Below are 2082 nucleotides of genomic sequence, written 5' to 3'. Positions count from 1 at the left end.
GTGGTGGTGGCGGATGTGCGGTGGGATCGGTTTGTGTCGTCGTTTACGGCGTTGCGTCCGTCCCGGTTGTTCACCGAAATCCCCGAAGCACAGGCGGCCATCGAGGCGGCGGCCCGCGCCGAGATCGCCCCTGTCGACCAGGCCTCCGCGCTCCGTGAGCGACTGGCGCCCCTGACGCCGACGGAGGTCGAGGCGTCCCTCCTGGACCTCGTGCGGACCCAGGTCGCCGCTGTGCTCGGCCACGCCACCGTGGAGGCGGTGGCACCGGATCGGGCGTTCCAGCGCCTCGGCTTCGACTCACTGACCGCCGTCGAGCTGCGCAACCGGCTGACCGCCGAAACGGGCCTCGCCCTGCCCTCCACCCTCATCTTTGACCACCCGACGCCGGCCGCCCTGGTCGCCTTCATCCGGGACACCGTGCTCGGCGCCTCGAACGACGCGCCGGCCGACCGCAGGATCGCCACGGTGGACGACGACCCGATCGTGATCGTCGGGATGGGCTGCCGCCTCCCGGGCGGCGTCGGATCGCCGGACGAGCTGTGGCAACTGCTCTCCGCTGGCGGCGAGGGCATCTCCGAGTTCCCCCTCGACCGGGGCTGGGACGCATTCCTCAGCGGCGGACTCTCCGACACGTCCTTCGTCCGCAGGGGCGGCTTCGTCTACGACGCCGGGGAGTTCGACGCCGAGTTCTTCGGCATCTCGCCGCGCGAGGCCCTCGCCATGGACCCGCAGCAGCGGCTGCTGCTGGAGACCTCCTGGGAGGCGGTCGAATCCGCGGGCATCGACCCGAGCACCCTGAGGGGCGGCGCGGTCGGCGTCTTCGCCGGGGCCAGCTTCCAGGGGTACGCCAGCGGTTCGGTGGGGCGTGCCCAGGAGGTCGGTGGGCACCTGCTCACCGGTAACGCGACCAGTGTGCTGTCGGGCCGGGTGGCGTACTCGTTCGGTTTCGAGGGGCCGGCGGTGACGGTGGACACTGCGTGTTCGTCGTCGCTGGTGGCGCTGCACCTGGCGGCGCAGGCCCTGCGGTCGGGGGAGTGTGACCTGGCGCTGGCCGGAGGTGTCACCGTGATGGCCTCGCCGGCCACGTTCGCGGAGTTCTCGATCCAGGGTGGCCTGTCCGCCGACGGTCGGTGCAAGTCGTTCTCCGACGCGGCGGACGGCACGGGCTGGTCCGAGGGCGTCGGCGTACTGGTGGTGCAGCGGTTGTCGGATGCGCGGCGTGAGGGCCGGCGGGTCCTGGCGGTGGTGCGGGGTTCGGCGGTGAACCAGGACGGTGCGTCGAACGGTTTGACGGCGCCGAACGGTCCGTCGCAGCAGCGGGTGATCCGGCAGGCCCTCGCGAGTGCGGGTCTGTCGACGGCCGACGTCGACGTCGTGGAGGCGCACGGCACCGGTACGACGCTGGGTGACCCGATCGAGGCGCAGGCGCTGCTGGCGACGTACGGGCAGGGTCGGGATGTGCCGTTGTTGCTGGGGTCGGTGAAGTCGAACATCGGTCACACGCAGGCGGCTGCCGGGGTGGCGGGCATCATCAAGATGATCTTGGCGATGCGGCACGGGGTGGTGCCGGCGTCCTTGCACGTGGACGTGCCGTCGTCGCATGTGGATTGGTCGTCGGGCGCGGTGGAGCTGGTGACCGAGTCCCGTGACTGGCCGGGCGTGGGGCGTGCGCGGCGTGCGGGTGTGTCGTCGTTCGGCATCTCCGGAACCAACGCGCACGTGATCCTGGAGCAGCCGGAGCCGGCCCTGGTGGCGCTGCCGGCGGGCGAGTCGGTGACGGATCCGGTGGCCCCGCCAGCGGAGTACGCGCAGGCGTCGAGTGCGGCGGCGCACGCCGGAACCGACCGGATCGGGTCGACGGACGCGGAGCCGGAGTCCGTCGTGGCTTCGGGTGTGCCGGTGCCGTGGGTGGTGTCGGGGCGTTCGGAGCGGGGTCTGGTGGGGCAGGCGTCGCGGTTGGCGTCGTTCGTGCGGGGCCGGTCTGGTCTGTCGCCGTGGGATGTGTCGTGGTCGTTGGTGACGTCGCGGGCGGCGTTGGAGCATCGGGCGGTGGTGTGGGGTTCGTCGGTGGGCGATCTGGTC

The 2082-nt window shown here is 71.9% G+C and carries 1 protein-coding gene; it reads left to right on the top strand.

The window, feature by feature from the left end; translation table 11 throughout:
• On the top strand, positions 1–2082 hold a 2082-nt coding region (locus tag ACGFIR_RS31585), incomplete at both ends, for a beta-ketoacyl synthase N-terminal-like domain-containing protein (RefSeq protein WP_393149034.1).

The organism is Micromonospora sp. NPDC049051 (assembly GCF_043197575.1).
GTDB lineage: Bacteria > Actinomycetota > Actinomycetes > Mycobacteriales > Micromonosporaceae > Micromonospora.
Note: the sequence above shows the minus strand (reverse complement) of the source record. Positions and strands in the feature narration are given on the sequence as shown.